Genomic DNA, 26,061 nt, shown 5'->3' with positions numbered 1-26,061 from the left:
AGTGGGTCAATTTTATTGGCCAAAAGTGGGTCAAAATTAATGGCCATTGACAATCATCTCGCCGCGGATTGAGGGTGGCAGGCACTACAAGCTGGAAAGGCCCCTCGTAGCGGCTACTAACCACGGCACCTTCCATGTTTGCCCAAAGACTTTCTGATAACACCAACCGCACCCCTGTATAGCCCCCGAACAGATCCCGCTCAGTTCGCCCAGCCGTTACCGGGTTGTCTTGCTGCGGCTCTTCCCAGCCACGATACAGCCCCGCATAAAACAGCGGATCAAGTTGGTGTTTCACTCTTAAATTACCCCTTAGCCCAACCATCAACACATTGCTGTCGATACTGGAAATGACGTAATCCTGACGTCTAACACTAGTAAAAAAGCCTACTGAAAGCTCATCATTCAGGTCATACAAGTAGTCTGCTGATAGACCAAAGCGATCAAGCAGGCGAGTATCATCCCGGCGATATTGTTGCCCCAGGAGACTTACTTGCAATCGTGTGCGGTCCTGCTGAAGCTGGACGCCGGTACGCAAAAGCATCGACAGGCTGTCGAGATCATCGGCGTCACTGTAAAAACGGGAGGCCATGCCTCCCTCGACAAAACCGCTCCATGTGGAACTCAAGGGGAAACGATAGCGTCCAGTCAATTCGAGCGATCCAAAACCATCATCACGGGGCTTCAAATCCGCAACCACAACCGGGCCACTGGGCGTTGTCATTTCATCGGTATCAGGCCTAGCGTCGACGTTCGTGCCATAACCGGCGCCGAGTCTCAGAGAGCCACTGAACATCGCCGTCACGGGAGTAGATACGCGGGAAGACGCCAGCGGGTCCATGCCCGTTGACAGCGGCTCCCGTCCCAGCATCGCGTAAGCTCTATCGATCTCCAGCTGAGCACTGTTGTCCTGCGGGTCAAGCATAAGCAGGCGCTCAAGGGCAAAAATCGCCTCGCTGGCACGACCGCTTTCGAGGGCCGCAACAGCATACTGCCGGTCAAAAGCTGGATCTCCACCCCAAGTCGGCAGCATGCTGGTAGCAAGTTGGTAGGCGCTAGCCGCATCTCCGGAGGCATTCAGACGAGTCAATGTTTCAACATCAGCGTCAGAAGCAATCGTCAAGGGGCAATAAAAGCAGAAGAATAACAACAGCGGACAAATATATTTGTTCATCTCAGAACGGCCTCCTGCCTCCCCAGCAACGCCTGAATTCGCAGCCGAAGAATAAAAAATCGTGAGATAATGAAGCAATTAGATATTTAGTATCAAATTTGTTACAGACGGTCAATCTGTTTTGCAGGCAAATTTCGGGCATGACAAAAAAGCCCCCGAACATTTCTGTTCGAGGGCTTTTGAAATTGGCGCAGTGGACGGGACTCGAACCCGCGACCCCCGGCGTGACAGGCCGGTATTCTAACCAACTGAACTACCACTGCGCATCTGCCTTCGGGACAGGTCCCAACAGGCAGGCGCGCATTGTAAACATTCGGCCAGGCTAGTCAAGCACTTACAGTTGCTTTCGAAGATCCACTCTGTCGCCCCAAGGTCAACCTGCAAACGGCCGGCACCACCAACAGGGTAAGCACTGTGGACGCAAGCAATCCCGAGATTATCGCCCAGGCCATGGGCGGCCAGAGTGTTGACTGGGAAAAGGCCAGTGGAAGCAGTCCAGCAATGGTTGTGGCGGTGGTCAGCAGAATAGGCCGGGTTCGCCTGGCCACAGCATCAGCAACGGCCTCAACAATATCTGCACCTGCGGCCAAACGCTGGTCAACCACGTCAACCAGCACAATGGCGTTGTTTACCACGATACCAACCAGAGCAATGATGCCCAGCAGGGACTGAAAGCCGAATGGCGCGTCGGATAACACCAAGCCTGGAAGAACACCGACTCCCGCCAGCGGGACCGTTAGCAAAATGATGCCAACGCGGCGGAACGAGTTGAACTGCAGCAGCAAAAAAAACAGCAGTAACAACATGCCAATCGGTGCGCTCGTGAAGATGGCGCTGTTGGCATCACCAGAACCCTCCTTGTCACCGCCAAGCTCCATACGTACGCCAGCTGGCAATGGATTGTCAGCCAATTCGCGGTTGAGGTTGTCCAGTACCTGGCTGAAGCTGTATCCCTCTTCCAGACCGGCTGTCACTCTCTGCACCCGAACACCGTCACGCTGATAGATACCAGCTGGCTGCCATTGGGGCTCGATACGCGCCAGGGCAGTTAGAGGTATGCCCTCACCGTTTAAATTGAATACGGTGACCGACTTGAGACGCTCCAGCGATTGCGCCGTACCCTCGGGTGAACGTACAACCAGCGCAATGGGGTCACGCTCCTGGCGATACTGCTCCACGGTCAGCCCCAGGCTGGTCGTGTTCAGTGCGCGTGCTACCGCAGCGCGGCTCAAACCATAACGTTGTGCCAGAGCATCATCCACATCGACCCGCAACACGGGCACGCCCAGATCAATGTCATGGCGCACATCAACCGCACCCGGTGTGGCACGGACAATCGCAAATATCTGCTCCGCAGCCGCATTACGCACTGCATCATCGGGGTGGTAAAGCCTCATCTCCACCGGGGCTGCGCGCGGCGGACCTTGGCCCAAAGTGCTGGCAACCACCTCAAGTTGAGGATACTCGGCCGCCACATGATCACGCACCCAGTGGATAATGCCGCTGGTGGCGGCCAGATCGCTGGCATCAACCACCAGCCTGGCTCGATTTGGGGCCTGGGGCGAGCGCAAGAGATTGTAGTAGAAGCTCGGGCCGGAGGAGCCCACGAAACGATGGACCCCCTCGACATTCGCCTGACCACGCAGGGCTCGTTCCAGGTCCGCCGATACGGATTCAGTACGCTTTTGGTCGGTGCCCTCAGGCATATAAAGCTCGACCACAACCACAGGTCGGTCAGCATTGGGAAAGAACTGCTGCTTGACCATCGGCGCCAGCGAAATACTCGCTCCAACACTCAGCAGTCCAAGGCCTATCACCCACCACGGCGCCGCTGTACTGGCCCGGCCCAATGCCTGGCTAAATCGCGTCATACCCGGACTACTCCGCCGGACCGCCGGTTTGAGAAAGCGACCGGCCAGCAACGGCGCAACACCCACCGCAAGCAGATAACTGACACTCAGCGTGAGCATGATCATGACCGGAATACCACGGGTAAAGTCCGCCGCTCCGCCCTTGGCCAGCAACAACGGCGTGAAGGCCGCCAGCGTAGTGGCCGTGGATGCACCAAGTGGCCCGGCCAGCTCGCGGATACCACCGTAAACCGCCTGCTCCCGAGACTCACCCCGATTCAAGCGATCCTGAATGTTCTCCACCATGACGATCGCATTGTCGATCAGAATACCCAGGGAGATAACCATACCGATGACTGCGATCTGATGCAGGATGCCACCAGCCAGGTCATAGATACCCAGACTGATCGATGCCACCATCGGCAGCATCGCCGCCACCAGCAACCCCATGCGCCAGCCCATACCAATAAATACCACCAGCACAATGATCAGCACGCTGCCCAGCAGATTCAGTTCCAGCCCATCCAGACGCTCTTTCACCTGATCAGGCTGAAAGAACATTTCATCGATCAGCAGGGGTGCAAAGTCGGGCCTGAGGGTCGCCAGACGCTCCCGAACCCTCTCCCCGAAGCGGATCGCATCCTCCTGTCCGCGGACTGCCGTCAGCGACACCAGCACAGCCTGTTCTCCGTCAAACCAGGCCTTGGGCTGGGCCGGTTCCAGCGGTCCACGCCAGATATCGGCAAGGGTCTCAAGGGGCACACTACCGCCCTGGGGTAACGGAATCTGGGTGCCACGCAATGACTCGATGCTAATGAACTCACTGTTGGGCAACAGCCCTAGCCGCTTGCCATCAGCTATAACAAAGCCACCGGGAATAACCTGATTGCGTTCGGCCAGGATATTTCCGAGATAGCCGGCAGAAATACCCAGGCGTGCCATCTGCGCATCGCGCAGGGCAATGGTTATCTGTTCATCAACGCTCCCTTCAAGTTCAATCCGCGCCAAACCCTGCAGGTCAGTCAGATTGCTTTTGAGCCGCTCGGCTGCGTCGGTCAATTCGACTAGCGAAGGGCTACCGCGTACCGAGAGCACGATCGCTGGAATATCGATCAGCCGATCATCCAGTTCGATCCTTGCGACACCCTCCGGAAATTCGAGTTCAGCCCGGGTGATTGCCTGCCGAACCCGGTCCCAGCCAGCATCAGTGTCGTAAATGGAGTCATCAAAGCTGATATTGACGAGCGCCACGCCCGTGCGTGCAGTCGCGTTGAAATACTCGATTTCCTCGACCTGGGTCAGCTCGTCGGAAAGAGGCTCGAGTACCAGGCGCTCGACTGTCTCGGCCATGGCACCGGGATAAACCACCGTGATCAACCCAGCGCGATAGGGAAAACTGGGGTCCTCCTGTCGCGCCATGGTCAGATAGGAAGCCACTCCCAACAGGCAAAGCATGACCACCACCAGGCCAATCAGTCGCGGACGCGCCCAGGTCGCCGGATTCATGGTAGCAACTCGACAGTGTCGCCGTCAGAGAGGCGTGTGAGACCAGCGTAGATCACCATATCGCCCTCTTTAAGCGAGTCGCCGCGCAACACCGCCGACTCACCACGCAGGGCCTCAACATCAACCGCCACCCGCTCGGCTCTCTGGTCGGTAACGCGATAGACCATCTGCCTGTCGGCGCTACCGGTAACGCCCGACCAGCGCATGATTGCCGCCAGGGGTACATTCAACGCGCCGCCTGATGGCTGGCCGATCCCGACCTCAACCCCGTCACCAGTACGTGCGCCTGCTTGCTCAAGCGACACTACCAATGGGTAAAGCGCGCTGCCCTGTGACGAACCCTGCCCTATTTCGCTTACACGTCCTTGAACAGGCGTATCCGCCAGGCCATGCCACACCGAAACCTGCTGACCCACGCTGAGGCCCTCCAGCATATGCCCCGGAATCAGTACTTCCACCTCAAGGTCTCCAGCCGCTGCCAATCGCATCACTGGCTGTCCGGGTGCAATAAATTCGCCGGGCTCTACCAGGAGCGCCTCCACACGCCCGGCAAAGGGCGCCCGTAGCTGGCTTTCGCCCTGCAATTGTTGTGTCTGAAGAAGGGATGCCCGGGCGCTGCTGACGCTTGCTTCGAAAGCATCCAAACGCGCTTGCTGCTGCTCACGCTGCTGAGCTGAAATAACGCCCCGCTCGAACAACTGATCACTTCTTTGCGCTTCACGCCGCGCTTGCTCTGCCTGTGCCTGGAGCTCCTGAAGCCTGGCCCGGGAGGCATTCCTTGCAGGCTCCAGCTCCGGATTGTAGAGCGTGGCCAACACCTCGCCCTGCTCTACCGCCTGGCCAATTTCCACAGTGCGAGTGCGTAAGATCCCACCAACCTGAAAGGTCAGTTGTGCCCGCTGTCCAGCTCGGACAACCCCCGCAAAACGCAGTGGTTCTGCATCGACAGTCATGGTCACAGGCGCAGCCCTGACGGCGACGGCTCGCTCTAACCCGGAGGATGCTTCGACGGTGCCATCTTCGCTACAACCAGCCAGCAAAACCATTAAGGCGACCACTACTAAGCGCGGCAGAAAAGGCGATAATTCCAGGTGTGTGGCCACAGTCGGCTCCGTTTTTATGCAGGACGTTTTCAACATAATGTCATTTATTGACAGTTTGTCAACGCACTCGCACAATGTCACTTGTAACCAACGCACAGTGGGAAATCATGAGCCTCGACCAACGTAGAGAGAGAGAAAAGCAGGACCGCCGCGACAGCATTCTGGACGCGGCCGAGCTGGTATTCTTTGCCAAGGGATTTGAAAAAAGCTCTATGGACGAAATCGCACGAACAGCTCAATTGAGTCGCGCCCTGCTTTATGTGTACTTCAAGGACAAGGCCGCAATCATGCGAGGCCTGATGCTACGTGCTGGAAGAGCGCTGCGCGATCGCTTCGAAGCGGCGGTAGAGCAATCCGATCTGGGTGCCGAGCAGATCGGCCATATTGGCCGGGCTTACTACCTCTTCAGTGTGGAAGAGCCCGATTACTTCGACGTACTCACCAAGGCCAGCACCTTTGAGCACCTGGCCGAGGAGGATGAGCAGAGCAAGGCGCTGCAGGCCTGCGGCGTCGAAGCGATGAATATAATGATTGGTGCCCTTAACAAGGGTGTGGCCGACGGTAGCCTGAGCCGCGAGCGTGTCGCTGACCCGCTTATGACAGCCTATTTTTTGCGTGGCGCATTGCACGGTGTGATCATGCAGAGCAGCAAATCCGCCGAAATGGAACCCAACCGACCCGAACTTGAAACACAGGTCAATTACACACTGCAGATGCTCAACCAGTCCATGCGTCCCTGAGCGCTTCAGTCAACGTCAGACTGCGTCTTGTCAGGGCTGGTTTTCCGATACGTCGCCGCCTGGGTGAAAAGCGACTTTCGGATAATTACTCGGCTCTGGCAGCCAGCAAGGACTTGCCGCGCTGCGGGCAATTGAGGAACTCCGAAGTCGCCAACCAATGCTCGTCAGGATAGTAGGAGAACATGAACTGGCCACCCTTGAGATTATCGACCACCATCTTCGAGACCTCCGGACGCACTGCGGGACAACCCTGGCTACGTCCAATCCGGCCATATCGCTCTACCCAGGCAGGATCCACATAATCGGCAGGATGTATAACGATGGCCCGCTGACGCGCCAGATCGTTAATGCCTGCTTCCAGGCCGTCCATGCGCAGGGAGTAACCGTGTCGTCCGGTGTAGCTTTCCGAGGTACGAAACAGGCCAATGCTTGACTGGTGGCTGCCCTCGATATTAGAAAAAGCGGCAGCATAGTTGTCACCCGAGCCAGAACCGTGGGCAACCAGGTCCTGCAGCAGCAAGCTCTTGCGCTGCAAATCAAATATCCACAATCGCTGCTCGGCAGAGGGCTTGGAAAAATCGATTACCGCGAGGCGAGCCGCGGGATCGGCACCGCTGGCTACGGCACATTCCATGGCGGAGACGGCTTTCTTGAGCACTGCAGTATCAAGGTCGGGCGCGACACTTGCCAACTGGGCGGCAAGCGGCATTCCAACAGAGGCCGAGCCGGTCACCGCGTGGGCCGAACCTGCGCTTGCAGAAAGGCATATGATTACCATGGCGCCAGCGCGGCGCAATCTGGTCAGCATCGGATGATCCCCCTCGACCCGTTTGGAAGACGGGGCGTTAAAAATTCAAAAAAAACAGAACGATAGACCCTGCAGATGGTCTGTTACTCTGTAAAAATAAACACTATCGGCAATTGTGAGTAATAGCCACGAGGCCATTTTCTCATGACCTGTTAGCGGTCGCCTGTTGGGAGGGTACCTTTTGCTCAAGATTTGTACAGTACTGTTCGTCGCCTCAATGGGTACGACTGTATCGGCTGTGGCTGCCAGTCAGAGTGACATATCTCGATTATTGAGTGGCCACATCAGTAATGAACAAACCGGCGAACCAGCCCCAACTCCTCCACCCATGGACGATGAGCAGAGCGCGCGCGCGCCGGCACTGACACTGTCAGAAGCCTGCCCTCACCTTGCCCATCTACGTACTGCTGACATAACAACGGGGCTCGCCCAGCTTTACCAACACAGCGATTTCGCTCCAATGTGGGACAGCCAGAGTCGGCTTGATGCATTACATGAAGAGCTGGAAAAGCTCGCCGATGATGGTCTGGTAGTTGAAGATTACCCTTTCCATCGGCAAGTCACAGGCGCCCTGGATACCTGCGCCGAACTGCGCCTCAGTAGTGAATTTCTGCTGGCTCTTGAGCACCTGGGTACAGGACGGTTCGAACAACAGGCGTATGAGCCCATGTGGCAACGGGCGGAGACAAGGTCCGCCGAACCACTCATTATGCAATGGACCCGCGCTGGCCTGGTTGATGTCCACGCTGCGTTCGATCAGGCCCGCCCAAAACTCGATCTCTATGTCGATCTACGTAACGCCTACATCCGACTGCGTGACGAAAATCCGGAATATGCTCACATCACCGCCGGTGACCTGGTCAGACCCGGCGGCCACGACCCACGCTTGCCTCTGCTGACCAAGCGTCTGGAATCAGCAGGGTACCTTAGCGAGCTAGCTTCGATCGACGCGCCGCCTTTCTCCACCACTGACCCAGCTGCCGACCCAGGTACTCAGGTGCAGCAAGCCGAAGCCGCGCAGATGCTCGATACAAGACTGGAGCAAGCACTCAAACATTTTCAGTCGGATCATGGACTCAAGGCAGACGGCGTACTCGGTCCCAACAGCCTCGCAGCGCTGAACATGACAACCCGGGAGCGCCTGGATATTGCCAGAATCAATCTGGAGCGCCTGAGGTGGATCAACTCCCTGCTTGAGGATGATGTACTGCTGGTCAATAGCGCACGCAACCTGTTGCGCCACTACCGGCAGGGCGAGGTTATATGGCAGACCAACGTCATCACCGGACGGCCCGGCCGTGATACCCCCTCCATCGTCTCGCGCCTGGATCGCATTACGCTGAACCCCAACTGGACGGTTCCTCCGACTATTCGCCGGGAGGACATGATTCCCGAAATACGCAAGGACCTTGGGTATCTAGAGCGCAAGAATCTGATCGTTATCGACTACCAGGGCAACCTCCTGGACCCGCATAGCATCGATTGGCACGACCCACGGGGACTGATGCTACGCCAGCCCCCAGGCCCCGATAATCCCTTGGGCCAGGTCGTGTTTCGCTTTGACAACCCCCATGCCATCTATCTGCATGACACGCCAAACCGACGGCTCTTTTCCCGCGTACAGCGCAACCTGAGTTCCGGATGTGTTCGAGTAGAAGGGGTCGATATTCTGGCAAGCAGCATGTTCAGCCGTCTGAGCGACAGCAAGCGCGCACAGATCGAACGCCAGCGGGCCAGTGGTCTGACCCACCAGGTAGCGATCGGCAATGGACCCCAGGTGGTGCTGGGTTATTGGACGGCCGAAGCAGACGACAAGGGTCGGCTGCTTCTGACCCAGGACCCCTACGGCAAGGACCACGCGCTAATGGATGCTTTCGCCAACCGCTAGCGTAACGCTTGTTGGTCAGCTATCGAGCCACACCTGGAATTGTTCCTGGGGCACCAGATTCCCCCCCGTACTCCATAGCAGATGCGTCGCAGCACCCGGATCAACCCGATGACGAACGCACCATTCAGCGCCAGCGGCTGAGCCTGTAAGCCAGCCGGGGCCGGCAAAGCTGGCGGCAGCCGAGGGCTCGATTTTTTCTCCGAGCATCTCCCAGGCAGCCCTCAGGTAATAAATCAGGGCTGAATCGCCAACAGTAAATACACCTGAAAGCCGGTCCTGCATGCAGGCCGCAGCAATCATTGACGCTTGCCCTACCGCCAGACCATCGGCAAAGGTCTTGTTATCCAGCCCAAGATCGTAAACCGAGATTCTCTGGTCAGCGCCCGCCGCCATCTGCAGCAGCACGCTGGGCGAGGCCAGCGGCTCGGCAAACCAGCAATGCACCGCATCGCCAAATGTCTGTTTGAGCCCGTAAGTGATCCCGCCCGGCGCGCCGCCCACACCACATGGCAGATACACCATCAAGGGTCGCTCCCGGGACACTTCAATACTCGCCTCCTGCAGTTGTCTGGCAAGCTCCTGCGCTGCCGTTGCGTAACCACAGAACAGCGACACCGAGCGCTCATCATCGACAAAATGTGCCTGCGGATCCGTTTGCGCGCTGGATCTACCCGCCGCGACTGCAGCCGCATAGTCGCCATCATGCTCGATGACCTCCACACCCTGATCACGCAGTAAGGACTTTTTCCATTCACTCGCCTCACGGGACATATGCACCTGGGCCTGGAAACCCAACGCTCGGGACATCAGTCCAATGCTGATTGCCAGATTCCCGGTACTACCGACCACTAATCGATGGGCCGCAAAGGTTTCGCGCCACCGCGGCGACGCCAACTCGGCAAAGTCCTCACCACTCCAACCGTGCGCAAGTGCTGTGGCTTCGGCAAATTCCAGAACTTCGTGTACGCCACCACGCGCCTTCACGGAGCCGGCCAGGGGCAGGCGATTGTCGGCCTTGAACAGCCAGGTGGACTGCCCCCCTAGAGCATCGCGCAACGCCGCCGCATCCAATAGTGGTGATTCAATCAGACCCTCGGTCCCCTCCAGCTCGGGTATCACCCGCGCAAGCAAAGCCCCTGCCCGTCGCATTCGCTGTTGAGCCTGATCGACCAACTGCGGGTCAAAGGGATCATCCAGCGTTCGCAAGCCCGGGTTAAGCCAGAGCATAGGCAGCAGGGACTGAAGATCAGTAACCAGCTCAGTTGCAAGCATAGGTTGCCTTGTGTTGATGCGTTCCGCATGATGGATACAACGCCCATCCTCCGTGAAGGACATCTCTAATGCCAATTGTAGGCTGGATTTTCATAGCTTTAGCCGTGCTTACTGTGCTCGGCACACTATACAAAGTGTACATAACTGCTTACAGAATGCCCATCAGCGAAGAAAAAATGCGCCTCATCAAGGCCCGCCAGGCCGAACTTGAAGAGAAGGAAAGACAGGAAAAAGACAGCGAATAAGGCTAAAATATCCCGCTCAATTTCCGCCCGATTTATAGGTAGTCCCAAGCATGGTCAATTCACTGCAAGCCCAACTGCTCAAGTCCGGACTGGTCGACGAGAAAAAGCTCAAGCAGGCCCAACGCGCCAAGAAGAAATCGGCCAAAACAGAACCCGAGAAAGCCCAGAACGCAGCCGCGGCAGTTGAAAAGGCCCGCATGGAAAAAACCGAACGTGACCGTCAGCTGAATCAGCAGCGCAAGGTGGAGGCCGCCCGCAAGGAAGGCGAGGCGCAAGCCCGCCAACTGATTGATCAGAACAAGCTGGACCGTACCAATGGCGAAACGCCTTACCAGTTCGCCAACAAGAACAAGATCAAGAAGATCTATGTGACTGAAGAACAATTCGGCAAGCTCAGCCGCGGTCAGTTGGGCGTTGTGCGTCTATCCGGGACCTTTGAACTGATACCGTTGGATATTGCGGCCAAGGTCAGCGAACGCGCACCGCAGTGGCCGGTGCACATTGCCAGGGTGGAAAGCCAGGAACCCAAAGAGGATGATCCCTACGCTGCCTTCCAGGTGCCCGACGACCTGATGTGGTAGCCACATCAGGTAGCAGCGAGGAAGCTTACTCTTCGTACTCTTCCTCGACCTGCTCGGGACTACCCACTTCAGTATCGTCTACCATCGATTCGTCATCGCGCATACGCTTCTGCTTGTCACGCTCGTCATCTTCGGCCGTAGACGGGCAGTCGAGCTTGACCATGAAAGTCCGCGATACATCGATCAGGCCTATGTGCTCAATGGTGCGACGGCCAATCAAAACCGGATAAGTCATGTCACCGCGGTCACGCAAGGAAAACTGCTCCTCGTAGATCTGGCCACCAATGCACATGCTCATCTTGACCACCGGACGACGATCCTCACCACCAGCGCCACGCACCAGGATGCGCCGGTATACAGGTCGCTCGAACTTCATCGTCACCCGCTTCCCGGTATCAGCATCTTTGACGGGCACGTCATAGCGTACCCAGGACTTACCCTTATGCTCGAAAAAGTCGATATTGACTGCGTGCATTGAAGAGGTGAGCGCGCCGGAATCAACCTTTATCTTGACCGTTGTATGCTCCGGCAGGATCAGTCCCTTTTCAATCCAGCCTACCACTACCTTGGAATTGACCTTGGTAACACGGGGTTGCTTCTGATCGCCAGATGATCCGCCAGCCAGCACCTGGCCGGAAAAAGGCACACAGGCAACAAGCAACGCAGCAAGAAAGGAATGTTTGAATACTGACAGCATTGGGAGTCCTTTGAACGGAACGGTAAGAATAGTAAAAGCGTGGCTTGTCCTGGCAACCAGGATTACGAGTTATGACGCGCGATATTCTAGCTTATCTGCATTGGAAGCCAAGAGTAGTAAACAGCAGGCAGGTGCAACGTCTAATTCGAGCCTAGCAGACCGTAACGGACAAGCAATCTTTGCATTTTGCCCTCCTCTTCCAGACGATCCAGCAGTTGCGTCATATAGGCCAGCTTGGGTTCGCTGAGTTTGCGCTTTATAAGAATATGACGGTAATACTGGTCCGGCTCGGAGGCGATCAGCAGTTGAGACCGGTATTGCGGGTTTTCGTTCAGATAGCGCTCAAGAAAAGCCTGGGGGATAACGGCCAGTTCCACTCGTTCCCTGAGCAACATCTGTAAACTGCTCTCCTGGGAAAAGGTAATAATTGCGTTGTGTTCCCGGCGTAAATACTGCTTGCTCGGATTGTAATCGGCAAAGTGGTAGTGATAGCCACTGAACACCGCAACGCGCTTGTCTTCGCGATCTGCAAAGTAGCTCTGGTCACGCCCTGGCCGAGACTGGGCAACGAAGACCTCGCCGCCAACAGGGGGGCCAAGCAAACTGACCACATGCCTGTCCTGCCACCCCCAATGCGGGCTTTCGAAGAACATCAGGTCGAAACGCTCATTATCGAAGTCATGGTAACGGCGGGTAGCAGAGGTAGGCAGGAAGACGAATCGATAATTCTGCTGAGCAGCATTCAGCTGCGTGATCAGATCGACGGTAAGGCCGAACCACTCGCCGTCAGCATTCTGCTCCGCGAACGGCGGAAAGAGATAACCGCCAACTCTGACTTCCCGCGGCTCTGCCTGAACCGGGGCCACACCCAGAACGCCAGCCAGCGCAATGGCAAGCAGGCAGCAGAGCCCGAAGGAATAGAATGGTGAGCGCATCTTGTTATTTCGCCTGATGGCTAATGGCCTGTGCAATGAGTTTACTCTTTATTCGTTGAGTGTTCCTCATCTGCAGCCAACATTTTCAGTGTCTGTTCGGCCAATTCGTCCAGCGTCAGGCTACCCTCTGGCCTGTACCAGGTAATCGTCCAGGACAAGGCGCCCGTCAACAGCCGTCTCAGAATAGCTGGCTGTACCCTGACGATACCTGCATCGAAGCCCCCCTCAAGGACCTCCAGCCAGATCGATTCGTAAATCTGCCGCAAACCCAATATCAGTTGCTGGCCCTCCCTGGACAGCGAACGCCATTCGTATACCAGAACCGACATGGCCTCCCCGCTAACGCCGTTGACCGCTTGAAGCTCGCAAAGAATCAATGCCTTCAATCGCTGCCGCGGATTATCCAGATCTATCAGTGCAGCGCGCATCAACGCCAGATTGTAGTGGATGGTCTCCTCCATCACGGCCCGCAGGATGTCGTCCTTGCTTTTGAAGTGATGAAAAAGACTGCCCGATTGTATGCCTACCCTGGCAGCAAGATCCCTGACAGTGGTCCGATCGAAACCTCGGGTGCTGAACAAGTGGGCAGCTGCCTGCAGTAGCTTGCCGCGGGGCGTTGCCGGATCAGAGATCAATCCCGAATCGATTAATGTACGGATGTCCGCATCGGGTAATGCTGAATGAGACGGCATAGGGTCCTTTTTTCCAAGATAAAAACAGGGCATTTACGCCAAACGTCAGTGCGCCTTTCAGAGCATGACCGCGGACGCTTCTCAAACCAAGCGCTTGCTTGGTAAGGTGATGAAATCGTACACGGAGAGGCATATGAATAAAACCATCCGTATCGGCTGCGCTAGCGCCTTCTGGGGCGACACCAGCAATGCAGCCGCCCAACTGGTCAACCTGGCCGGTCCAGACAGCCAGCTCGACTATCTGGTGTTTGATTATCTGGCCGAGATCACCATGTCGATCATGGCCGGCGCGCAGATGAAAAACCCCGGGGCCGGCTTTGCCACGGACTTTGTCGAGGTACTCGCGCCACTGTTGCCAACGCTGGCCAGCCAGGGCACCAAGGTCATCAGCAATGCCGGCGGTATCAACCCTCAAGCCTGCGCAACCATGCTGCAAGCCGCCTGCCAGCATGCCGGAGTGAACCTGAAAATCGCGGTACTGCAAGGCGACGATCTGCGCGCGCAACTGCCGCGAATGGCCAAGGAGGGTGCGCAGGATATGTTTACCGGTGCGCCGCTGCCCCCGGTGTGTGTATCAGCCAACGCCTATCTCGGTGCACCAGGGATCGTTGAAGCTCTGGCTGGTGGCGCCGACATCGTAATCACCGGTCGCATAGTTGACAGTGCGCTGGTCAGCGCGCCGTTGGTGTACGAGTTCGGCTGGGCCTGGGATGACTACGATCTTCTCGCCCAGGCAGCCCTGGCCGGCCATCTGATCGAGTGCGGAGCCCAGTGCACCGGCGGCAACTTTACCGACTGGGAAAGCGTCCCCGACTATGAACACATCGGCTTTCCGATAGCCGAGATCGATGCCGCGGGAAACATTGTGATTACCAAACATGCGGGTACCGGGGGCGTGGTAAACCCCTTGAGTGTCGGTGAACAAATGCTCTACGAGATCGGCAACCCCTACGAATATCTTTTGCCCGATGTGATATGTGATTTTTCTGCAGTTACCTTGAAGCAACAAGCCCTGAACCGAGTCAGTGTCTGCGGTGCCCGCGGACACGCTCCAACCAGTCAATACAAGGTTAGTGCGACCTGGCCAGACGGCTTCAAATGTACCGCCAGTTGCCTGATGGCCGGCATAGATGCGGTTGCGAAGGCGCAGCGGGTCAGCCAGGCGATTGTGTCCAGAACACGCGAGATGTTCATGCAACGTGGCTGGGATGACTATCGCGATATAAGCGTAGAGCTGCTCGGCAGTGAAGCGACTTATGGGCCCCATGGTAAGCGTTCAGATACCCGCGAAGTGGTCATCAAGATCGCGGTCAGCCATGCACGCAAGGAAGCACTGGTGCTGTTCTCCCGCGAGATTGCCCAGGCGGCCACCGGAATGGCGCCGGGGCTGACCGGCATTGTGGGCGGCCGCCCCACTGTATATCCGATGATCCGGCTGTTCTCTTTTATGGTCGAGAAATCTGTATGCGAGCTCGGGGTGAATATTGACGGTCACGTGCTGCCCGTCGTTCTGCCTGCTTCTGACGCCTCTTCGCCGCGCAGCGGCCACTCCCACCAGCATGAAATTGCTGTGCCCGCGCCCTCTGGTAGCCCAGATCTGCAGGTACCACTGATTCGTCTGGCGGTAGCGCGCTCGGGTGACAAGGGTAACCACAGCAATATCGGGGTCATGGCACGTCAAGTAGAGTTCCTGCCCTGGATCGCCGCTAGCCTGAGCGAAACCGCGGTAGCCGAGTGGATGGCCCATGTGCTGGATTCAGATCTGGGACAGGTCACCCGCTGGTATCTACCCGGCAGCCACAGTCTCAATTTTTTGCTGGAAAACAGTCTTGGTGGCGGTGGCGTCGCCAGCCTGCGTATTGATCCTCAGGGCAAGGCATTTGCCCAACAGCTCCTACAAATGCCGGTGACCATCCCCGCTAATCTTGCCGAACAACTGGATAATATTTAATGACTTACGCAAGCATTTTCAGACCTGATCTATTCAGCGGTCAGACCATAATCGTGACCGGTGGCGGCAGCGGCATAGGGCGCTGTACCGCCCATGAACTGGCAGCCCTGGGTGCCCGCGTCGTACTTGTCGGTCGCAAACCAGAGAAACTGCAGACCATTGCAAATGAAATAACCGCCGACGGCGGAAAGGTTATCTGGCGCGCCTGTGATATCCGTGAGGAGGACAAGGTACGAGAGATGGTTGCCGACGTCATAGCGGAGTGTGGCCCGATTCACGGCCTGGTCAACAATGCGGGCGGTCAATACCCCTCCCCCTTGGCAGCTATCAACCAGAAAGGGTTCGAGACCGTGGTACGCACCAACCTGGTAGGTGGTTTCCTGGTTGCCCGCGAAGTATTCAATCAGAGCATGAGCCGCACCGGTGGGCGCATCGTCAATATGCTGGCCGACATGTGGGGTGGTATGCCGGGCATGGGGCACTCTGGAGCGGCGCGAGCCGGCATGGACAACTTCACCAAGACCGCCGCCTTCGAGTGGGCCCATGCGGGGGTCAACGTCAACGCCGTGGCCCCCGGCTGGATTGCCTCCAGCGGTATGGATACCTATGACGGCGCCATGAAGGCAATCATTCCGCGTCTCAAGGACAGCGTGCCACTCAAGCGTCTCGGTACCGAGGCTGAAGTATCCGCGGCGATTGTTTTCCTGCTCTCCCCCGCAGCGGCCTTTATCAGTGGTACCAGCCTGCGCATCGATGGCGCCGCCAGTCAGGGCAGCGGCGCCTGGCCTCTGCCGCCAGCAAAGAACAATGCCGCCTTCGAGGGCTTTCACCGCGCGGTTACGCCCGACATTCTGAAGACAAAGGACTGACCATGGTTGCCATCGAATCCTTGCTCAACCCCAATGATGACGACTTTGCCGTCAACCGCGAGGCAATGCTGACAGCAATCGAGAGCTTCCGGACGGTCGAACGTGGGGTACTGGACAAGGCTCGAGAGGCCAAGACCAAGTTCGAAAAACGCGGCCAGCTACTGCCCCGCGAACGCCTGGGCCTGCTGCTGGATGCCGGAGCACCCTTCATAGAGCTATGCCCGCTAGCGGGCTACAAATTGCATGACGACAAGGACGGCACCCTGGCCGGCGGCGGACTGATCGCCGGCATTGGTTATGTCAGTACCGTGCGCTGCCTGGTCATCGCCAACAACAGCGCGATCAAGGGAGGCACCATTTCGCCCAGCGGTCTGAAGAAATCCCTGCGACTGCAGCAGATCGCCGCCGAAAACAAACTGCCGGTAATCACCCTGGCAGAAAGCGGCGGCGCCAACCTGGCCTATGCCGCGGACATCTTTATCGAGGGGGCGCGGACCTTTGCCAACCAGGCACGGCTTTCCGCTGCGGGTATTCCCCAGATTACTATTGTGCACGGCTCAAGTACCGCAGGCGGGGCGTACCAGCCTGGCCTCTCGGACTACGTGGTCGTGGTGCGAGGCAAGGCGAAAATGTTCCTCGCCGGCCCACCGCTGCTCAAGGCAGCAACTGGCGAGATCGCTACCGAGGAAGAATTGGGCGGTGCAGAAATGCATGCGCAAACGGCCGGCACTGCAGAGTATCTGGCAGAGGATGATGCCGACGCCGTGCGGCAGGCCCGCGACATCGTCGCCAGCTTGCCGTGGAATGACCGCCTGCCGGTCACTGCAGCGCTTGACTGGGAAGAGCCGCTTTACCCCGTTGAAGAGCTACTCGGGATCGTGCCCGCAGACCCGAAAAAGCCCTACGACGTACGCGAGATCATTGCTCGTATCGCCGACGGCTCGCGCTTTCTGGACTTCAAGAATGCCTTTGACCAACAGACAGTTTGCGGCCACCTGAGCATCTATGGGCGGCGCTGCGGTCTGATCGGCAACAACGGCCCGATCACGCCCCAGGGCGCGGCCAAGACGGCGCAGTTCATCCAGCTTTGCGACCAGAGCAACACGCCGCTGCTGTTTCTGCACAACACTACCGGCTTCATGGTCGGCACCGAGGCCGAACGACAGGGGGTAATCAAGCACGGGGCCAAGATGATCCAGGCGGTGGCCAACGCCCGTGTACCCAAGCTCACCCTGGTGGTAGGCGGCTCCTATGGCGCCGGCAATTACGCCATGTGCGGACGCGGACTGGATCCGCGTTTTATCTTCGCCTGGCCCAATAGCCGCACCGCCGTCATGGGTGGCGCCCAGGCCGGCAAGGTGCTGCGTATTGTCACCGAGGACAAGCACCTTCGCGAGGGCAAGACCGCGGATCCGAAGATGCTCGACATGATCGAACAGGCGACCGCCCAGAAACTCGATAGCCAGTCCACAGCCCTCTATGGCACGGCCAGCCTCTGGGATGATGGCCTGATCGACCCGCGGGACACCCGTCACCTGTTCGGCCTGTTGTTGTCAATCTGCGCCGAGGCCGAGCTGCGAACACTGAACCCCAACACCTTCGGCGTAGCCCGCCTCTAATCGGAGAATCAGCATGATACTGACACAGGAACACGAAGCACTGCGCCGTACCGTGCGCCAGTTCATCGATAGGGAGATCAATCCCCACGTCGACACGTGGGAGGAAGCCGGCGGCTTTCCGATCCACGATATCTTCCGCAAGGCCGGCGACTTGGGTCTGCTCGGCATATCCAAGCCCGAAGCCTACGGAGGCATGGGCCTGGACTACAGCTTCTCGGTAGTCGCCGCAGAGGAGTTCGGTACCATCCAATGTGGTGGAATCCCCATGGCCATCGGGGTACAGACCGACATGTGTACCCCTGCCCTGGCCCGTTTCGGCTCGAATGCCCTGCGTGACGAGTTCCTCCGCCCGGCCATTGCCGGCGAGATGGTCGGCTGCATCGGCGTTTCCGAAGTCGGTGGCGGCTCGGATGTGGCGAGCATCAAAACCACCGCGCGCAAGGCGGGTGATGACTACATAATCAACGGCAGCAAGATGTGGATCACCAACTCGCCTTCGGCTGACTTCATCTGCCTGCTGGCCAACACCTCCGACGGCAAACCGCACAGCAACAAGTCGCTGATCATGGTGCCGATGAATACCCCCGGCATAACACTGAGCAAACACCTGGACAAGCTCGGGATGCGCAGCTCGGAAACCGCTCAGATATTTTTCGACGATGTGCGCGTACCGCAGCGCAACCTGCTCGGTCAGGAGGGTGCCGGCTTCATGATGCAGATGGTGCAGTTCCAGGAAGAACGCCTGTTCGGTGCGGCCAACATTCTCAAAGGTCTGGAAGCCTGTGTGAATAACACTATCGAGTACTGTCGCGAGCGCCAGACCTTTGGCCAGCCCCTGATCAACAACCAGGTCATCCATTTCCGTCTGGCCGAATTGCAGACCGAAATCGAGTGCCTACGTGCACTGGTCTATAACGCCACCGAGTTGTATGTCTCTGGCAAGGACGTCACCAAGCTGGCGTCGATGGCCAAGCTTAAGGCTGGGCGCCTGGGCCGCGAGGTAACCGATGCCTGTCTGCAGTACTGGGGCGGCATGGGCTACATGTGGGACAACCCGGTCGCACGCGCCTACCGCGATGTGCGCCTGGTGTCGATTGGCGGCGGTGCGGACGAAATCATGCTGGGCATCATCTGCAAACTCATGGGCACCCTGCCCGGCAAGCGCAAGGACTGACCGATGAAACTGCCAGAAGCCACAACGCTGCTGCTGGAGCGCAGTGATGATGTACTACATATCACACTGAACCGGGCCGACAGTCGGAACGCCATGAACCTCATCATGCTCGAGGAATTGCGCGCCCTGCTGGCGGCTGCAGGCAAGGACCGAAGCCTGCGCGTGATAGTAATACGTGGCGCTGGCGGGCATTTCTGCTCCGGTGGTGACATAAAGGACATGGCTACGGCCCGTCGCAGCGACCAGACTGTGCAGGCCCGCATCAATCGCAGTTTTGGCCGCCTGCTGGAGGAAGCCGCATCCCAGCCGCAAGTACTGATTACCGTCCTGGAGGGCGCCGTACTCGGCGGGGGCCTGGGGCTGGCATCGATCTCGGATATCGGCATCTGTCTGGATAGTTGCCGTTTTGGCCTGCCAGAGACCAGCCTCGGCGTTATTCCGGCGCAGATCGCACCCTTTGTAGTGCGGCGCATAGGCCTGACCCATACCCGCCGACTGGCACTGACTGCGGCGCGTTTTGACGGTATCGAAGCCTTGCGCCTGGGTCTGGTGCATTTCAGCGAGCCAGACGTACTGCGGCTGGAACAGAGACTGGCGTCCAGCCTCGAGCAGGTTCTGCGTTGCGCGCCCGGAGCAAATATGCAAACCAAGGCATTGCTACTGACCAGCAATGAACAGCCACTTGGGGATGTGCTCGATGAGGCTGCTGAGATGTTTGCCGAGGCCGTAACCGGCAAGGAGGCCGCCGAGGGCACGCTGGCGTTTGTTCAGAAACGCAAACCGGGCTGGGCTCCCCAGTGACGCTTTTTAGAGCCACTTTCCTTGAGGACCTGCACCCATGCCACGCATTACAACGCTGCTGATCGCTAACCGCGGTGAAATCGCCTGCCGCATCATGCGCACCGCCAGCGCTCTGGGTTACCGTACCGTGGCGGTTTATTCAGATGCGGACGCCGACAGCCGCCATGTACACATGGCGGATCAGGCTCTCTGTATTGGTCCGTCGCCGGCGGTGCAGTCCTATCTGAACATACCAGCCATCATCGACGCAGCGAAGCGAAGCGGCGCCGAAGCCATTCATCCCGGCTACGGATTTCTGTCGGAGAACGCGGACTTCGCCCAGGCCTGCCTGGATGCCGGCCTGACCTTCATCGGTCCTTCCACCAAAGCCATTCGACTCATGGGTAGCAAGCGTCTGTCCAAGATTGCCATGCTCGAGGCCGGCGTTCCCTGCATTCCCGGTTATCAGGGCAGCGCTCAGGATGATAAAACCCTGATACGGGAGGCAAAGAAGATTGGCTTTCCGCTGATGATCAAAGCCAGTGCCGGCGGAGGCGGACGTGGCATGCGCCTCGTGCAGAACCTCACCGAGCTGCCTGACCAACTGCGCAGCGCCCGCGCAGAAGCGCAAAGTGCCTTTGGTAGCGCCGAACTGATACTGGAACGGGCGCTGATCCGTCCGCGACACGTGGAGATCCAGATCTTCGGCGACAACCACGGCAATCTGGTGCACCTGGGTGAGCGTGACTGCTCGGTGCAGCGCCGTCATCAGAAGGTCATCGAGGAAGCGCCCTGCCCGGTCATTACAACCGAGCTGCGCGCCTCCATGGGCGCCGCAGCCATAAGAGCGGCTGCTAGCGTCAACTACAGCGGCGCTGGCACCGTGGAATTCATGCTGGACTGCGCTGGCGAGTTCTACTTTCTTGAGATGAACACGCGTCTGCAGGTGGAGCATCCCGTCACCGAGCTGGTCACCGGATTGGATCTGGTGGCCTGGCAACTGGATGTAGCCTCTGGCCTGCCACTGCCGCTGAGTCAGGAGCAGATTAGCCTCCAGGGCCACGCCATCGAGGTGCGCCTGTATGCCGAGGACGCTAGCCGAGACTTCATGCCCCAGACAGGACACGTCGACCTCTGGCAGCCGGCGGATATAGAGGGTGTACGCATCGACCATGGCCTGCGCGAGGGTCAGGCGATTACGCCTTTTTACGACCCCATGCTGGCCAAGATCATCGCCCATGGCGCCACCCGCGAACAGGCACGCAGCCGCCTGATCAATGCACTGGAGCAGTCAGTACTGCTGGGGGTGAACGCCAATCAGCGGTTTCTGATCAATCTGTTGGCCCATCCACAGTTTGCATCGGGAGACACCAACACTGCCTTTATCACCGAGCAATTCAACACAGACCCGAGCCTGACGCCACAGCCGGTGGCCGAAGAGGATCTGGCGATCGCCGCGGCAATGCTATACCGAGCCTCTGCTCAGCATTGTAATGTGCCACTCGAGTGGCAGGGGTGGAGCAATACCACGCCGATTCCCAGCCGTTATCTGCTGCTCAACGCGGGTGAAATCCATCCCATTCAAGTGTCTGCCTGCAGAGACGGACTTGCCGGCAGCCTGAACATCACTCTCGCCGAGCGTAACCTGCACCTACGAGTGATCGAGCATACGACGACTGCTCTAACATTAGAGGTTGACGGCATACGCTTTAAACGCGCCTGCCTGATCAACGGCAATCGGGTGGCGCTGTATAGTCAGCATGGCAATACGCAATTCGAGGATGTTTCCAACAGACCACCTGTCGCCGCCTCTGGTGCCGGGTCCAACAGCATTCTGGCGCCGATGGATGGCGCCGTCACCGAAGTCCTGACAACGGTAGGCGACAAGGTAATCAAGGGCCAGATCATGCTGCGTATGGAAGCGATGAAAATGGAGCACACGCTCAAGGCGCAGATGGACGGCACGGTCAGTCAATTGCTGGCCAGCGAAGGCATGCAGGTCAAGTCCCGGCAACTGCTGATCGAACTGACCTGAGCCGCCTCGCCACAGTGTGTTTGACCAATGGATACTGATATGAATCGGTGATTTGCCACAGCAAGCTATTGTATCTGCCCGAGAATAACGTCAAATTGACATCATAACTGCCAACAAAATAACACTCAGGTTTTCTGGTCGTTGGTCGATAAAACAAAAAGATGTGTCTGGCCTCAAAGTGCTGTTGCGCGCTTTGTTGGTAACGGTCCCGGGGAGAGGTAGTAGATGAACGTACTGCGCAAAATAAAAATCAGTCAGCGGATCTGGATTATTCTGCTGGTCGCGCTGGTAAGCATGACCGTGCTGGCCTTGGCCTCTCTGGCCACGCTGAAAGCAGAATATCGGCAGGCCGAGATCACCAAAGCGACCCACCTGGTCGAGTCCGCTCGCACGATGTTTGGCTACTACCATGCCAAGGAAGTCGCAGGCGAAATGACCGGCCCAGAGGCCCGTACGGCTGCTCTCGAAGCTCTGCGTGCGATGCGCTACGGCGGCGGTACCGAATACTATTGGGTCAATGACATGAACAACGTGATGATCATGCACCCCATGGCGCCCCAGACCGAGGGTGTGGATCTGACCACCATCACCAATAGCGACGGTCGGCCAAACATCATTACCGAGATGGTTGCACTGGCCCGGGATCAAGGTACTGCCTTCATCGAATACACCTGGTCACGCCCCGGACAGAATCCCGGCGAAGGTGAGGGGCACAGGAAGATCGCTGCTTTCACCCATTTCGAGCCATGGGATTACATGATCGGCACCGGCATTTTCATTGCGGATATGGAAGCCAAGTTCCTCGCCGATGCAATCAAGGCACTGATTTTCGTTACCCTGCTAACTCTGCTGATGGTGCTGATCCTTTACATTATCGGACGCAGCATTTCCCGACCACTTAACAACGTCGTCCACGCCATGCGTGACATCGCCAGCGGCGAAGCTGACCTCACCCGCAAGCTTGATGACGATGCCCGTGACGAATTGGCGCAGATCGCCGCCTATTTCAATAGCTTCACCGAAAACCTGCGTTCCATTGTGCATCAGCTCGGCGACAGCGCCAGCCAGCTGACCAGCGCCGGCCAGCAGTTGAGCCAGATCAGCAACAACAGCCTGCGCGGCATGACCCAACAGACCGAAAAGATGGAGCTGATGGCTACCGCTGTCAACGAGATCACCTACGGCGTGCAGGATGTGGCTCAGAATGCCAACGCAGCAGCCCAGGAAGTTGAAAACGCCAACGAAGGCGCCAACAATGGCCGCGTTCAGGTGAGCAAGACCATCGAGCAGATCAACCACCTGTCAAACAGTGTAAAAACCGCAGTCAAGCACATGAGCGGTCTGTCCACCGACGCACAGGAAATAACTTCGGTACTTGACGTCATCCGCAATATTGCCGAACAGACCAACCTGCTGGCGCTCAACGCCGCTATTGAAGCCGCTCGGGCTGGCGAGATGGGTCGTGGCTTTGCGGTCGTTGCCGACGAAGTACGCAACCTGGCCCAGCGCACCCAGAAGTCCACTGAAGAAATCGACGCCATGATCAACAAGTTGCAGACCAATACGCACACTGTGGTAGAGGTTATCAACGAGAGTGATCGCTACTCCGAACTCAGCGTACAACAGGCCCGCGCCGCTGGCGAAGCCCTCGATCAGATCACTGAGTCGATGCAGCAGATGGTTGCGCTCAACGCCTCGATTGCCAGCGCTACTACTCAGCAATCCACCGTGGTCGAGGACGTCAACCGTAGCGTTACTGAAGCTGCCGAACTGGCCCGCGAAACCACCGATGGTGCCGAACAAACCGCCCAGGCCAGTGCGCACCTGACCCAGCTTGGCAAGCAGATCGACTCGCTTGTGGGACGCTTCAGAGTTTGACAGTTAGCGGGAAGCTGTCATCGTCCTGGTTTTCAGGGCGACGGCAGCCAGCTTCTTCAGAGAACCATTACCCCCAACCAGCCGAATGCGATCAACGGCAGATTGTAGTGCAGGAAGGTCGGTACCACCGTATCCCAGATATGGTTGTGCTGGCCATCCACGTTCAGGCCCGCGGTCGGTCCCAGAGTTGAATCCGAAGCGGGCGAGCCGGCATCGCCCAGCGCAGCAGCAGTACCTACCAGTGCGACAATCGCCAGGGGACTGAATCCCAGTTGCAGCGCAAGGGGTACATAGATGGCTGCAATGATCGGAATGGTCGAAAACGACGAGCCGATACCCATTGTGATCAGCAAACCCACCAGCAACATCAACAATGCAGCCAGGGCCCGATTATCGCCAATCATGGCAGCCGAGCTATCGACCAGTGTCTGAATCGAGCCGGTCGCACGCATGACCTCGGCAAAGCCGGCGGCGGCGATCATGATAAAACCGATCATCGCCATCATCTTCATGCCTTCGGTAAATACGTCATCGGCTTCCCGCCAGCGCACTACGCCGGAGAGCGAGAAGATCACGAAACCGGTCAACGCACCGATGATCATTGAATCCAGCCACAACTGGACCACGAAAGCAGCCACCACCGCAGCCAGAGCAACCAGCAGCGATCGCCTGTTGTAGCCCTTCTCCAACCGCTCGACCTCGGCAACTGCCTGCACGTCGTAGTCACGGGGCGCTCTATAGCTGACAAAAATGGCGAACACCAGGCCCAGCAACATGCCCAGAGCCGGCAGAGCCATGGCCTTCATGACATTGATTCCCTCAATGTTCCCACCACTTTCGGCGACATTGGCCAGTAGAATGTCATTGAGAAATATGCCGCCGAAGCCGACTGGTAGAAACATGTACGGGGTAATCAGACCAAAGGTCAGTACACAGGCCACCAGGCGACGATCCAAACGTAGCCGCGCCATCACATACAGCAGGGGCGGCACCAACAGGGGAATAAAGGCAATGTGAATGGGCAGTATGTTCTGTGACGAAATAGCCACTGCCAGCAGCACCAGCAACAGCATCATTGTCAGCAAACCCGTACCACCCTCACTCCGACTGTTGACCAGCCCCAGGGCACGGTCCGCCAACGCATGGGCCAGACCCGACTTGGCAATCGCTACAGCAAAAGCCCCCAGCAGAGCGTAGCTCAAGGCAACATTCGCGCCCTTGCCAAGTCCCCCCTGAAAGGCATCCAGGGTCGCCTCCAGACCTAGCCCGCCTAGCAGGCCACCCACAACAGCTCCGATAATCAGAGCCACTACGACGTGTACCCTGCAAAGACTCAAGATCAACATAACCGCTACGGCAGCCACTACTGCGTTCATTGTCGCAATCCCCGGTCGATTGAATAAGCGTGGCGAACAAAGACCCGCCCGCCGAAGGGCGCGTACTCTGCCGCATCGACCGTAACCTGTCAAAGCCGCTGCAGGTTTTGCTTCCAGCCTCTCAACATCAACTTGAAACCCGCACTAATCCGATATATTCGATCACGATTTTGCGCTGTCGGCTGGAAAGGTCCGGAGTTAGCATTCAAACCTACATAAACAAGGGAGGCACCATGTTGAATATTGCCATCGTCGCCGGCAGCAGCCGCAGTAATAGCCAGACATCCAAGGTCGCACGCTTCATGCGTCAAAGCCTGATCAACCAGCACGGGCTTGACGCAGCCGCCGTATCGGTCATCGATCTTGGATCCTATCCTCTGCCGATGTGGCCTGCGGAGGACGAAGGTCCGTGGGGCATGTTCGAAAAGCAGCTGGCCAAGGCTGACGCACTGGTGATTCTCGCCCCCGAATGGCACGGCATGGCCTGCCCGGCGATCAAAAACTTTTTCCTTTTCGCCACCAAGGCTCAGCTGGCACACAAACCAGCCATGCTGGGAGGGATATCTGCGGGCATAGGGGGTGCGTATCCGATCAGCGAACTGCGCGCCTCAAGCTACAAGAACTGCCGCCTGTGCTATATCCCCGAGCACCTTATCGTGCGCAACGTGGAAAAGGTCATGAACATGCCTGAGCCCGTCTCCGAGGACGACCGCAAGATACGCGATCGCATGCATTACAACCTGGATATTCTGCTGCGTTATGCACAGGCGCTGAAGCCCCTGCGTGGCGAAATAGATATGAGCAACGCCGATTTCGCCAACGGTATGTAACCTGTTGCTGCCCGTTCGATCCTCGAACGGGCTACCCCTGACTAAGGTCTAATAAGACAGC

At 57.7% G+C, this 26,061-nt stretch carries 21 protein-coding genes and 1 tRNA gene; 12 read left to right on the top strand and 10 right to left on the bottom strand.

Annotation, left to right across the window (positions count from 1 at the left end; translation table 11 throughout):
• The 4 genes from AAC076_RS12360 to AAC076_RS12345 all read right to left on the bottom strand — a co-directional run.
• On the bottom strand, positions 1–1,249 hold a 1,249-nt coding region (locus AAC076_RS12360), incomplete at its 3' end, for a tetratricopeptide repeat protein (protein WP_339846068.1).
• A gap of 108 nt (positions 1,250–1,357) precedes the next feature.
• Positions 1,358–1,434 (bottom strand) — tRNA-Asp (locus AAC076_RS12355).
• Between the two features lie 63 nt (positions 1,435–1,497).
• Positions 1,498–4,527, bottom strand: coding sequence for an efflux RND transporter permease subunit (locus AAC076_RS12350; RefSeq protein ID WP_339846066.1), 3,030 nt, complete (start codon positions 4,525–4,527; stop codon positions 1,498–1,500).
• Positions 4,524–5,630, bottom strand: a complete 1,107-nt coding sequence (locus AAC076_RS12345; RefSeq protein WP_339846065.1) for an efflux RND transporter periplasmic adaptor subunit — start codon at positions 5,628–5,630, stop codon at positions 4,524–4,526. The genes AAC076_RS12350 and AAC076_RS12345 overlap by 4 nt, the downstream gene beginning before the upstream one ends.
• A 74-nt stretch (positions 5,631–5,704) precedes the next feature.
• On the opposite strand from AAC076_RS12345, the gene AAC076_RS12340 reads away from it, so the two are divergent.
• Complete coding sequence (locus AAC076_RS12340; RefSeq protein WP_339846064.1) at positions 5,705–6,370, top strand: TetR/AcrR family transcriptional regulator; 666 nt, start codon at positions 5,705–5,707, stop codon at positions 6,368–6,370.
• Between the two features lie 85 nt (positions 6,371–6,455).
• On the opposite strand, the gene AAC076_RS12335 is transcribed toward AAC076_RS12340, so the two are convergent.
• Entirely contained in the window at positions 6,456–7,178 is a 723-nt protein-coding gene (locus tag AAC076_RS12335) for a murein L,D-transpeptidase catalytic domain family protein (protein WP_339846063.1), read from the bottom strand.
• Between the two features lie 181 nt (positions 7,179–7,359).
• Here AAC076_RS12335 and AAC076_RS12330 point away from each other — a divergent pair, with 181 nt between their 5' ends.
• On the top strand, positions 7,360–9,066 hold the full coding sequence (locus tag AAC076_RS12330; protein WP_339846060.1) for a L,D-transpeptidase family protein: 1,707 nt from the start codon (positions 7,360–7,362) through the stop codon (positions 9,064–9,066).
• 15 nt (positions 9,067–9,081) lie between these two features.
• Here AAC076_RS12330 and AAC076_RS12325 read toward each other — a convergent pair whose 3' ends face one another.
• Positions 9,082–10,338, bottom strand: coding sequence for a D-serine ammonia-lyase (locus AAC076_RS12325; RefSeq protein ID WP_339846057.1), 1,257 nt, complete (start codon positions 10,336–10,338; stop codon positions 9,082–9,084).
• A 68-nt stretch (positions 10,339–10,406) separates the two neighbouring features.
• Here AAC076_RS12325 and AAC076_RS12320 point away from each other — a divergent pair, with 68 nt between their 5' ends.
• Both AAC076_RS12320 and AAC076_RS12315 read left to right on the top strand, forming a co-directional pair.
• Entirely contained in the window at positions 10,407–10,583 is a 177-nt protein-coding gene (locus AAC076_RS12320) for a DUF2897 domain-containing protein (protein WP_339846055.1), read from the top strand.
• 50 nt (positions 10,584–10,633) lie between these two features.
• Positions 10,634–11,164 carry a DUF2058 domain-containing protein gene (locus AAC076_RS12315; RefSeq protein WP_339846052.1) on the top strand — a complete coding sequence of 177 codons (531 nt, stop codon included), beginning with the start codon at positions 10,634–10,636 and terminating at the stop codon, positions 11,162–11,164.
• A gap of 25 nt (positions 11,165–11,189) precedes the next feature.
• Here AAC076_RS12315 and AAC076_RS12310 read toward each other — a convergent pair whose 3' ends face one another.
• The 3 genes from AAC076_RS12310 to AAC076_RS12300 all read right to left on the bottom strand — a co-directional run bounded on the left by AAC076_RS12310 (position 11,190) and on the right by AAC076_RS12300 (position 13,488).
• Positions 11,190–11,861, bottom strand: coding sequence for an ATP-dependent zinc protease (locus AAC076_RS12310; protein ID WP_339846051.1), 672 nt, complete (start codon positions 11,859–11,861; stop codon positions 11,190–11,192).
• 140 nt (positions 11,862–12,001) lie between these two features.
• On the bottom strand, positions 12,002–12,796 hold the full coding sequence (locus AAC076_RS12305; protein ID WP_339846050.1) for an ABC transporter substrate-binding protein: 795 nt from the start codon (positions 12,794–12,796) through the stop codon (positions 12,002–12,004).
• A 41-nt stretch (positions 12,797–12,837) separates the two neighbouring features.
• Entirely contained in the window at positions 12,838–13,488 is a 651-nt protein-coding gene (locus tag AAC076_RS12300; RefSeq protein WP_339846048.1) for a TetR/AcrR family transcriptional regulator, read from the bottom strand.
• A gap of 133 nt (positions 13,489–13,621) precedes the next feature.
• Here AAC076_RS12300 and AAC076_RS12295 point away from each other — a divergent pair, with 133 nt between their 5' ends.
• The 7 genes from AAC076_RS12295 to AAC076_RS12265 all read left to right on the top strand — a co-directional run bounded on the left by AAC076_RS12295 (position 13,622) and on the right by AAC076_RS12265 (position 23,794).
• Positions 13,622–15,439, top strand: coding sequence for an acyclic terpene utilization AtuA family protein (locus AAC076_RS12295; protein ID WP_339846046.1), 1,818 nt, complete (start codon positions 13,622–13,624; stop codon positions 15,437–15,439).
• Positions 15,439–16,308 (top strand): SDR family oxidoreductase, encoded by an 870-nt coding sequence (locus AAC076_RS12290; protein ID WP_339846045.1) that lies wholly within the window; start codon positions 15,439–15,441, stop codon positions 16,306–16,308. Before AAC076_RS12295 ends, AAC076_RS12290 begins: the two co-directional genes overlap by 1 nt.
• A gap of 2 nt (positions 16,309–16,310) precedes the next feature.
• Positions 16,311–17,927 (top strand): geranyl-CoA carboxylase subunit beta, encoded by a 1,617-nt coding sequence (gene atuC / locus AAC076_RS12285; RefSeq protein ID WP_339846042.1) that lies wholly within the window; start codon positions 16,311–16,313, stop codon positions 17,925–17,927.
• Positions 17,928–17,940: 13 nt separating this feature from the next.
• Positions 17,941–19,101 (top strand): citronellyl-CoA dehydrogenase, encoded by a 1,161-nt coding sequence (gene atuD, locus AAC076_RS12280; RefSeq protein ID WP_339846040.1) that lies wholly within the window; start codon positions 17,941–17,943, stop codon positions 19,099–19,101.
• Between the two features lie 3 nt (positions 19,102–19,104).
• The gene (locus tag AAC076_RS12275; protein WP_339846038.1) at positions 19,105–19,902 is read left to right on the top strand and encodes an enoyl-CoA hydratase-related protein; all 798 of its coding nucleotides are present in this window, start codon (positions 19,105–19,107) and stop codon (positions 19,900–19,902) included.
• Between the two features lie 37 nt (positions 19,903–19,939).
• Positions 19,940–21,916 (top strand): acetyl/propionyl/methylcrotonyl-CoA carboxylase subunit alpha, encoded by a 1,977-nt coding sequence (locus AAC076_RS12270; RefSeq protein ID WP_339846037.1) that lies wholly within the window; start codon positions 19,940–19,942, stop codon positions 21,914–21,916.
• Between the two features lie 225 nt (positions 21,917–22,141).
• Positions 22,142–23,794 carry a methyl-accepting chemotaxis protein gene (locus AAC076_RS12265; protein ID WP_339846035.1) on the top strand — a complete coding sequence of 551 codons (1,653 nt, stop codon included), beginning with the start codon at positions 22,142–22,144 and terminating at the stop codon, positions 23,792–23,794.
• A gap of 56 nt (positions 23,795–23,850) precedes the next feature.
• Here the strand turns inward: AAC076_RS12265 and AAC076_RS12260 are convergent, their stop codons facing one another.
• The gene (locus tag AAC076_RS12260) at positions 23,851–25,170 is read right to left on the bottom strand and encodes a Na+/H+ antiporter NhaC family protein (protein ID WP_339846033.1); all 1,320 of its coding nucleotides are present in this window, start codon (positions 25,168–25,170) and stop codon (positions 23,851–23,853) included.
• A 233-nt stretch (positions 25,171–25,403) separates the two neighbouring features.
• On the opposite strand from AAC076_RS12260, the gene AAC076_RS12255 reads away from it, so the two are divergent.
• A complete protein-coding gene (locus AAC076_RS12255; protein WP_339846031.1) occupies positions 25,404–26,000 on the top strand; it encodes an NAD(P)H-dependent oxidoreductase in 597 nt (198 codons plus the stop codon).
• The last annotated feature ends 61 nt before the right edge of the window (positions 26,001–26,061 follow it).

It is taken from the genome of uncultured Halopseudomonas sp., from assembly GCF_963977355.1.
Lineage (GTDB): Bacteria > Pseudomonadota > Gammaproteobacteria > Pseudomonadales > Pseudomonadaceae > Halopseudomonas.
This window is presented reverse-complemented; position numbering and strand designations above follow the sequence as displayed.

Coding starts and splice junctions, on each gene's coding strand:
- AAC076_RS12325 (WP_339846057.1), bottom strand. CDS start 10,338: ATGCTTGCAACTGAGCTGGTTACTGATCTTCAGTCCCTGCTGCCTATG.
- AAC076_RS12335 (WP_339846063.1), bottom strand. CDS start 7,178: ATGCTGACCAGATTGCGCCGCGCTGGCGCCATGGTAATCATATGCCTT.
- AAC076_RS12265 (WP_339846035.1), top strand. CDS start 22,142: ATGAACGTACTGCGCAAAATAAAAATCAGTCAGCGGATCTGGATTATT.
- AAC076_RS12300 (WP_339846048.1), bottom strand. CDS start 13,488: ATGCCGTCTCATTCAGCATTACCCGATGCGGACATCCGTACATTAATC.
- AAC076_RS12290 (WP_339846045.1), top strand. CDS start 15,439: ATGACTTACGCAAGCATTTTCAGACCTGATCTATTCAGCGGTCAGACC.
- AAC076_RS12310 (WP_339846051.1), bottom strand. CDS start 11,861: ATGCTGTCAGTATTCAAACATTCCTTTCTTGCTGCGTTGCTTGTTGCC.
- AAC076_RS12350 (WP_339846066.1), bottom strand. CDS start 4,527: ATGAATCCGGCGACCTGGGCGCGTCCGCGACTGATTGGCCTGGTGGTG.
- AAC076_RS12340 (WP_339846064.1), top strand. CDS start 5,705: ATGTCACTTGTAACCAACGCACAGTGGGAAATCATGAGCCTCGACCAA.
- atuC (WP_339846042.1), top strand. CDS start 16,311: ATGGTTGCCATCGAATCCTTGCTCAACCCCAATGATGACGACTTTGCC.
- AAC076_RS12320 (WP_339846055.1), top strand. CDS start 10,407: ATGCCAATTGTAGGCTGGATTTTCATAGCTTTAGCCGTGCTTACTGTG.
- atuD (WP_339846040.1), top strand. CDS start 17,941: ATGATACTGACACAGGAACACGAAGCACTGCGCCGTACCGTGCGCCAG.
- AAC076_RS12255 (WP_339846031.1), top strand. CDS start 25,404: ATGTTGAATATTGCCATCGTCGCCGGCAGCAGCCGCAGTAATAGCCAG.
- AAC076_RS12305 (WP_339846050.1), bottom strand. CDS start 12,796: ATGCGCTCACCATTCTATTCCTTCGGGCTCTGCTGCCTGCTTGCCATT.
- AAC076_RS12295 (WP_339846046.1), top strand. CDS start 13,622: ATGAATAAAACCATCCGTATCGGCTGCGCTAGCGCCTTCTGGGGCGAC.
- AAC076_RS12260 (WP_339846033.1), bottom strand. CDS start 25,170: ATGAACGCAGTAGTGGCTGCCGTAGCGGTTATGTTGATCTTGAGTCTT.
- AAC076_RS12270 (WP_339846037.1), top strand. CDS start 19,940: ATGCCACGCATTACAACGCTGCTGATCGCTAACCGCGGTGAAATCGCC.
- AAC076_RS12315 (WP_339846052.1), top strand. CDS start 10,634: ATGGTCAATTCACTGCAAGCCCAACTGCTCAAGTCCGGACTGGTCGAC.
- AAC076_RS12275 (WP_339846038.1), top strand. CDS start 19,105: ATGAAACTGCCAGAAGCCACAACGCTGCTGCTGGAGCGCAGTGATGAT.